Source organism: [Scytonema hofmanni] UTEX 2349, assembly GCF_000582685.1.
Taxonomy (GTDB): Bacteria; Cyanobacteriota; Cyanobacteriia; order Cyanobacteriales; family Nostocaceae; genus Hassallia; species Hassallia hofmanni.
On sequence record NZ_KK073768.1, the window covers coordinates 3918733 to 3925727 of the forward strand.

10 protein-coding genes and 2 pseudogenes are annotated in these 6995 nt (G+C 39.9%); 8 read left to right on the plus strand and 4 right to left on the minus strand.

The window, feature by feature from the left end:
- Window positions 1-14 precede the first annotated feature (14 nt).
- Window positions 15-746, minus strand: coding sequence for an SDR family oxidoreductase (locus TOL9009_RS0122660; protein ID WP_029634861.1), 732 nt, complete (start codon window positions 744-746; stop codon window positions 15-17).
- A gap of 113 nt (window positions 747-859) precedes the next feature.
- On the opposite strand from TOL9009_RS0122660, the gene TOL9009_RS0122665 reads away from it, so the two are divergent.
- From TOL9009_RS0122665 to TOL9009_RS0122680, 5 genes and pseudogenes are all read left to right on the plus strand, one after another.
- A complete protein-coding gene (locus TOL9009_RS0122665; protein ID WP_029634862.1) occupies window positions 860-1183 on the plus strand; it encodes a winged helix-turn-helix transcriptional regulator in 324 nt (107 codons plus the stop codon).
- Between the two features lie 253 nt (window positions 1184-1436).
- On the plus strand, window positions 1437-1676 hold the full coding sequence (locus TOL9009_RS0122670; RefSeq protein ID WP_029634863.1) for an antitoxin: 240 nt from the start codon (window positions 1437-1439) through the stop codon (window positions 1674-1676).
- 103 nt (window positions 1677-1779) lie between these two features.
- Window positions 1780-2088: a type II toxin-antitoxin system VapC family toxin gene (locus tag TOL9009_RS40155; RefSeq protein ID WP_260675982.1), complete on the plus strand. Its 309-nt coding sequence runs from the start codon at window positions 1780-1782 to the stop codon at window positions 2086-2088.
- A gap of 15 nt (window positions 2089-2103) precedes the next feature.
- Window positions 2104-2265, plus strand: a pseudogene (locus TOL9009_RS44635) (tetratricopeptide repeat protein); the annotation flags it as partial.
- Between the two features lie 199 nt (window positions 2266-2464).
- Window positions 2465-4192 (plus strand): succinate dehydrogenase/fumarate reductase flavoprotein subunit, encoded by a 1728-nt coding sequence (locus tag TOL9009_RS0122680; protein WP_029634864.1) that lies wholly within the window; start codon window positions 2465-2467, stop codon window positions 4190-4192.
- 146 nt (window positions 4193-4338) lie between these two features.
- Here the strand turns inward: TOL9009_RS0122680 and TOL9009_RS40160 are convergent.
- Window positions 4339-4575 (minus strand): annotated as a pseudogene (locus TOL9009_RS40160) (Uma2 family endonuclease); the annotation flags it as partial.
- A gap of 119 nt (window positions 4576-4694) precedes the next feature.
- On the opposite strand from TOL9009_RS40160, the gene TOL9009_RS46055 reads away from it, so the two are divergent.
- The 3 genes from TOL9009_RS46055 to TOL9009_RS0122695 all read left to right on the plus strand — a co-directional run bounded on the left by TOL9009_RS46055 (window position 4695) and on the right by TOL9009_RS0122695 (window position 5719).
- A complete protein-coding gene (locus TOL9009_RS46055; protein ID WP_144238309.1) occupies window positions 4695-4916 on the plus strand; it encodes a hypothetical protein in 222 nt (73 codons plus the stop codon).
- Between the two features lie 284 nt (window positions 4917-5200).
- The gene (locus TOL9009_RS0122690) at window positions 5201-5458 is read left to right on the plus strand and encodes a hypothetical protein (RefSeq protein WP_029634865.1); all 258 of its coding nucleotides are present in this window, start codon (window positions 5201-5203) and stop codon (window positions 5456-5458) included.
- 60 nt (window positions 5459-5518) lie between these two features.
- Entirely contained in the window at window positions 5519-5719 is a 201-nt protein-coding gene (locus tag TOL9009_RS0122695) for a type II toxin-antitoxin system HicB family antitoxin (RefSeq protein ID WP_029634866.1), read from the plus strand.
- 142 nt (window positions 5720-5861) lie between these two features.
- Here the strand turns inward: TOL9009_RS0122695 and TOL9009_RS0122700 are convergent, their stop codons facing one another.
- On the minus strand, window positions 5862-6206 hold the full coding sequence (locus TOL9009_RS0122700) for a DUF5615 family PIN-like protein (protein WP_029634867.1): 345 nt from the start codon (window positions 6204-6206) through the stop codon (window positions 5862-5864).
- Window positions 6203-6496, minus strand: a complete 294-nt coding sequence (locus TOL9009_RS0122705; protein WP_029634869.1) for a DUF433 domain-containing protein — start codon at window positions 6494-6496, stop codon at window positions 6203-6205. Before TOL9009_RS0122705 ends, TOL9009_RS0122700 begins: the two co-directional genes overlap by 4 nt.
- Window positions 6497-6995 lie beyond the last annotated feature (499 nt).

Consider the following 6995-nt stretch of genomic DNA (forward strand, 5'->3'; position numbering starts at 1 on the left):
GGGTTGAACTTGAATTACACAATGCCGCCATTTGCTCGAATGCTTTGACCGGTAATCCAATGGGCATCGTCTGAAACCAACAAAGCAACTGCATCTGCAAGATCCTCAGGCTGTCCTAAACGTCCAAGGGAAGTTTGGGCAATCATTTCGTTAACTTGCTCTTGAGCTAGCACTAATCCATCTGTTTCGGTAACACCAGGAGAAATTGTGTTGACAGTAATGCCGCGATCGCCTAATTCTTTTGCCAATGCAGCACTGAAATGCTCGATCGCCGCTTTGCAACCTGCATACGCTCCTCCTGCTGGAATTGCCATTGCAGTACCGCTAGTAGAAATGCTTATAATTCGACCTTTATCAGCTAAATGATGTGCTGCTTGCCCAAGAGCAAAGTAAACGCCCCGTGTGATGTCGAACATGCTATTGTATTCATCTTCAGTCATCTGTGCTGTAGGTTTGAAAATATTTTTTCCTGCTGCATTGTTGACCAAAATATCCACCTTGCCAAAATGCTCAATGGTTTTCTCAAATAAAGCGCGAACCTCCTCTAATTTACGTATGTCTACCTGAAGAGCGATCGCTTTAGATCCCGTTGCTTTGATTGTCTGGACAACTTCCTCTGCCTTATCTCGATTTCCGGCAAAGGTGACAACGACATCTGCCCCATCTCGTCCTAACCGTTCAGCGATTGCCCTTCCTATACCACGAGATGAGCCAGTAACGATCGCAACTTTTCCTCGCAATGACATGGTGTTAGTTCCTAACCCTAGAGAATTATTCAGCAATTTCCAGAGTATACTTATGCTTACTTTTTTGGAAGTACTTACTTTATTGTCAGTGTCTATAGATATATAAGGTAGATATGCAAGAACAGACAAAAGGCACTGTATTTGTGCAGACGACACTAAAAGTTTTAGGCGGAAAGTGGAAGATTTTGATATTGTGGCACTTAAAAGACCAAACAAGACGATTCAGCGAATTAAAGCGTTTGATGCCTGAAATTACCGAAAAAATGTTAATTCAACAACTTCGAGAATTAGAAAAAGACGGAATTGTAAATCGTAATGTTTATTCTGATGTACCTCCCAAAGTTGAGTATTCCTTCACCGATTATGGTAGAAGTCTTGAGCCTGTTTTGCAAGTTCTTTGTAATTGGGGAGAAGAACACTTAAGATACATTCAATGAACATTTAAATATGCGATCGCTTGCTGAAATTAACGATAAAAAGACGTAGCAGTGCTACGTCTAATCAAGGGTTTCGGGCAACGCATAATTAGTTTCTACTAAAGAGTGTCTACTGGGAACAAGCGCTCTTAGTGTTAAATATGTAATCTTTTTATAGTTGCAATCTTTAATAATGTTAATATCTATAGATGTACGACAAGTCCCCATCCCCTAAACCTAAATAACTAATATATTGCACTTAAGGAGAATTACAATGTCTACTGAATATCACGTTAAACTCATTCAAGAAGGTAATATTCAAACCTTACCCATTCCCAAAGAATTAACTTTATCAACTTCAGAAGTTATCATCCGACAAGAAGAAGGAAAACTTATTATAGAACCCTACAGGAAAAAATCTCTCCTGGAAGTCTTCGCCAACCTTGATGATATTGACGAAGAATTTTCCGATGTTGACGAAGGACTATTACCGTTAGATGACATTGAAATTTAAAATGTATTACTGTTACTTACTCGATACCAATACACTATCGGACTTTATTAGACATCCAACAGGTAAAATTTTTTCTAAAATTAGAGAAGTTGGATAAGAAAAAATTTGCACCAGTATCATTGTTGCTTGTGAACTCCAATTTGGCGCAGAAAAAAAGAACTCACTTAGATTGAAAGAGCGTATTTCCTTGGCTTTAGACATGATTCCTATATTATCATTAACGAGCAATGTAGAGTATCATTACGCTAAAATTCGGACTTATTTAGAAAGTCAAGGAACGCCCATAAGTAGTAATGATTTATTAATTGCTGCTCATGCACTCAATCTAAATCTAACCGTAGTTACAAACAATGTTCGTGAATTTTCCCGTATACCCAATTTAAAAGTAGAAAACTGGCTGAACCCAAATTAAACTAACTCTTACTACAATCGAGGGCTTGCTTACAAAAATAAAGGCAGTCTAGACTTGGCTTTAAAAGACTTCAAGAAAGTCCTGGAATTAAATGATAATGTTGAACATGGTAGAAGTCTTGAACCTGTTTTGCAAGTTCTTTGTAATGGAGAAGAACACTTAAGATACATTCAATGAACATTTAAATATGCGATCGCTTGCTGAAATTAACGATAAAAAGACAACGATAAAAAGACGTAGCACTGCTACGTCTAATCAAGGGTTTCGGGCAACGCATAATTAGTTTCTACTAAAGAGTGTCTACTGGGAACAAGCGCTCTTACTCTTAAATATGTAATATTTTTATAGTTGCAATCTTTAATAATGTTAATATCTTATGCTTGAACATGATGTGATTATTATCGGTGGGGGATTGGCTGGATGTCGGGCAGCAGTGGAAATTGCCAGAACCGATCCTAGCTTGAATGTGGCTGTGGTGGCGAAAACTCACCCGATTCGTTCCCACTCGGTAGCTGCCCAAGGTGGGATGGCAGCGTCGCTGAGAAACGTGGATACAGAAGATAGCTGGGAAGCACACGCTTTTGATACAGTCAAGGGTTCCGATTATTTAGCAGACCAAGACGCGGTAGAAATTCTTACCCGTGAAGCACCAGATGTAGTAATCGACTTGGAACACATGGGTGTTTTATTCTCCCGCTTAAATGATGGTCGCATTGCCCAACGCGCTTTTGGCGGACATTCTCACAATCGTACTTGCTACGCTGCCGATAAAACCGGTCACGCAATTTTACACGAATTGGTGAACAACTTGCGGCGTTACGGTGTGCAAATTTATCAAGAATGGTACGTAATGCGCCTGATATTAGAAGAAGGTCAGGCGAAAGGTGTAGTCATGTACCACCTTTTGGATGGGGAAATAGTCGTAGTCCGGGCTAAGGCGGTGATGTTTGCTACAGGTGGCTATGGTCGCGTTTATAACACCACTTCTAATGATTACGCTTCTACGGGTGATGGTTTGGCAATGACTGCGATCGCTGGTTTGCCACTGCAAGATATGGAATTTGTCCAATTCCACCCCACTGGATTATATCCCGTTGGGGTGCTAATTTCGGAAGCAGTGCGGGGGGAAGGAGCTTATTTGATTAATAGCGAAGGCGATCGCTTTATGGCGAATTACGCACCTAGCCGCATGGAACTTGCTCCTCGTGATATTACCTCACGAGCGATCGCTTATGAAATTCGCGCCGGTCGTGGTGTTCATCTAGATGGTAGTGCAGGGGGTCCATTTGTCTATCTTGACTTGCGTCACATGGGCAAAGAAAAAATTATGAGCCGCGTTCCCTTTTGTTGGGAAGAAGCACATCGCTTAGTTGGTGTTGATGCGGTAACGCAACCGATGCCAGTACGTCCGACAATTCATTATTGTATGGGTGGTATCCCAGTTAACACCGATGGTCAAGTCCGCAGTAGTGATAAAGGACTTGTTGAGGGCTTCTTTGCCGCTGGTGAGACATCTTGTGTATCCGTACATGGGGCAAATAGACTTGGTAGTAATTCTTTGTTGGAATGCGTGGTTTACGGAAAGAGAACCGGAAGTGCGATCGCTCGATTTGTCCAAAACCGCAAGTTACCCACAATAGACGAGCAAAGTTACATCAAAGAGGCAAAGCAACAAATTCAAGCTTTGCTAGATCAACCTGGGCAGTATCGCATTAACCAAGTGCGTCAAGCCTTCCAAGATTGTATGACAGAATATTGCGGCGTTTTCCGCACCCAAGAATTAATGCGTCAAGGTTTAGAACAAATACAAGAATTACAACAAAAAGCTTCGCAAATATATTTAGATGACAAAGGCAATTCTTGGAATACAGAAATTGTTGAAGCGTTGGAAACGCGAAGTTTAATGGTGGTAGGGCAAACGATTCTTTCCTCAGCTTTGAATCGTCAAGAAAGTCGGGGCGCCCACTTCCGTGAAGATTATCCCCAGCGAGATGATGAAAACTTCCTCAGACACACACTAGCTTATTATTCTCCGGCAGGAATTGATATTCAATATCGTCCAGTGACGATTACGATGTTTGAGCCAAAAGAGCGGAAATATTAACATTAGTTTGCATGTTGTCAAGAGTCAAGGGTCAAAAGTTAAGAGTCAAGAGTCAAGAGTCAAGAGTCAAGAGTCAATTGAAAGATAAAGTATGTTTGCGAACATACTTTTTTTTATACTTCATACATTCATCTTTGTTGCAAGAAGTCAAGTTCTAACTCCTCTAGCAAGATTTTTACTAAGTCACCAATGATGACTTTAGCTACCTCATGCTTGGGTAATGGCATTCTTATCTCCAAAGTTCCCTGGCTGTAAGCCAACCGAGCGGCTCGATGGTCGCCAAATTCTTCTATAATTGCTTCAAATTCCTGCCAGTTGACATTGTGGAACATGACTCTATGTCCCGGCGGAACACTTAATTGTCGCAATTGAAGTGTTACCATTATAAACCAATGAAATTTGCGGTTGAGCTTCCAAAAGCCAGTATGAAATTATCTTAGTATAGTTTTGCATAAGAACGAGCGCGTTTTTTAACGCAAAGGAACGCGGAGGGAAGCGCAGAGTGACGCAGAGTTTTTTTAAGAGGATTCGCTACAAAAAAAGCGCTCGTTCTGTACTTAGCTGTATCACTGAAAGGGAGTCTAGAGTAAGCGATCGCACTATTACTAAAATAATGTATAAAATAAGCTTTTCATCTTTATTGAAATTTTTTCCAACTCTGCGATCGCTGGAAATCAACAATATACACTATGTAGCGATGATTGCACTCACCGACAAACTTTAAGCCTTAAGGTTAGAGCATTAAGCCTTAAGGTTAGAGCATTAAGCCTTAAGGTTACAACATTAAGCCTTAAGGTTAGAGCATTAAGCCTTAAGGTTAGAGCATTAAGCCTTAAGGTTACAACATTAAGCCTTAAGATTAGAACATTAAGCCTTAAGGTTAGAGCATTAAGCCTTAAGGTTAAAGCGATCGCTGTTGACAAGAAGTAAAAGTGCGATCGGTTATAATAGTGAAGCTCCTATACTTAATAATGTACAATGTGATGTATACATTATTGAACGCAAATTGTGTCGAGCAAAATTCGCAAGCAGATTTATATAGAACCGCGTCAGGAACATCTGCTAAAAGCGATCGCCCAACAAGCTGGTGTAAGTGAAGCAGAAGTTATTCGCTCGTGTATTGACCTTCATCTAAGTGGAATCACTGCACCCCAGATTGATATCGCAGCGTGGGAAGCGGAAAAAGAATTTATAGAACAAATCAAAACTCGACCTGTTAAACTTGGAAGTCGAGATTGGCAGCGCCAAGACCTCTATGAACGGTAGGGTTTTAATTGATACGAAGTTGCGCTAAAATGTACACTATAACAGTGCGATCGATTTATCATGAAAATTAAGGCGGTTATCTGGCAAGAAGACGGTGTATGGTGTGCTTCTGTACCTGCCTTACCAGGATGTCACACATGGGGAGAAAGCTACGAACACTTGTTAGAGATGCTTAAAGAAGCGATCCAGGGTTGGCTTGAAGTTGGTAGCCAGAATGAAGAACTTGAAGCAGATAAACAGTTAATTGAATTATCTCTATGAAATCCCTTTCCAGCAAAGCTTTATAGCCTTTCCTAGTCTGCTGAGGTACAAATTTATCTGCGTCCATCAGCGTTTATCTATCTTCATCTGCGGTTAATTCTTTACATCAAGAAAAAGCAAATTGTGTCGAGCAAAAATTGTGCTAAATATACAATAATTGATTAGCAATTTCGTCTGCCGTCAAAGTATCAAGAAGGATGGCAATTCTTTCGACAATTTCATAGGAACTTCTACGTTTAGCAATCAAAATCCCTGCATGATGTTGACTATTAATTAGATAGTTTGTGTGTAATTCCTCAAAATCAAGTCGATTATGAGTTAAAATACAATGCCCAATAGATACAGCAAAAGCTAGTTGTGTTTGATCTGGTTCTCCCAACATTTGTTGTTCTCGTGCTGTCGTTGCATCAAAACCTCTTGCTAAAAGTAAAGTAGCTACGAGAACATCTACATCTTCATCAATATAAACTTGAGCAAAAATCGTCATTTTTGATTTAATCTAGCTTTAATAGCTGGATGGACTAATTCATCAGGGACATGATTACGCTCGATATATTCATTAATTTCTACTTGATGATCTAAGTAAAAACTCAAAGCATCAAAGACTTGCGCTAAAGTTAAATGAGGTAAGTGTAGCGGGATTTCTTCTGGTCTAATACCTAAACGCCAATTTTCAACAATTGCTCTCACAGGGGTTCTAGTTCCCTTAATAATCGGTTCACCTGATAAAATATCAGGCTGTCGGGTAACATAGCGAGAGTTTGTAGTAGTTGTCATACTAATGAGATTTTTGGCAGTATCTCTGTTAATCTATCACAGACTAGTACGGCTATGCGAAACTCAAAAGCTTGTAGAATAAGCTTTTCATTTTTATTGAAATTTTTCAACTTCTGCGATCGCTGTAAATCAACAATATACAATATGTAGCGATGATTGCACTCACCAACAAACTTTAGTCATTAAGGTTAGAACATTAAGCCTTAAGGTTAGAGCATTAAGCCTTAAGGTTACAACATTAAGCCTTAAGGTTACAACATTAAGCCTTAAGGTTACAACATTAAGCCTTAAGGTTAGAGCATTAAGCCTTAAGGTTAGAGCATTAAGCCTTAAGGTTAAAGCATTAAGCCTTAAGGTTAAAGCGATCGCGTAGTTGCGCTAAAATGTACACCATAACAGTGCGATCAATTTATCATGAAAATTAAGGCAGTTATCTGGCAAGAAGACGGTGTATGGTGTGCTTCTGTACCTGCCTTACCAGGATGTCACACATGGGGAG